The organism is Streptomyces sp. P17, assembly GCF_032436805.1.
Lineage (GTDB): Bacteria > Actinomycetota > Actinomycetes > Streptomycetales > Streptomycetaceae > Streptomyces.
Map to the genome: position 1 here is coordinate 1 of NZ_JAVRBF010001165.1, position 254 is coordinate 254.

1 protein-coding gene is annotated in these 254 nt (G+C 52.4%); it reads left to right on the forward strand.

The genetic code is table 11. The features are described from left to right. Positions 1 to 244, forward strand: a 244-nt coding sequence (locus RMT89_RS44290) for a gp53-like domain-containing protein (RefSeq protein WP_315889412.1), incomplete at its 5' end; no start/stop codon positions are given. Between the last annotated feature and the right edge of the window lie 10 nt (positions 245 to 254).

The following is a 254-nucleotide window of genomic DNA, read 5'->3' on the forward strand; positions in this document are numbered from 1 at the left end:
CCAGACGGGAATGATCAAGCAGTGGGGAATTACCTTGGGCGCTTCGGATACCGTCACCCATCGCAGTTTTCCTATCGCGTTCCCCAATCGGTGTGCATCGCTTGTTGCAAGCCGGACGAGTCTCTTTTACTCCGATGCCGCAACGGGCACTAATACCTTGATCGTCAGCAATACGCAGTTTTCGGTTATTTCCGGCCCGTTCAACTCACCTGATGATATTTACTGGGAGGCCACAGGCTACTGACTATGACGAT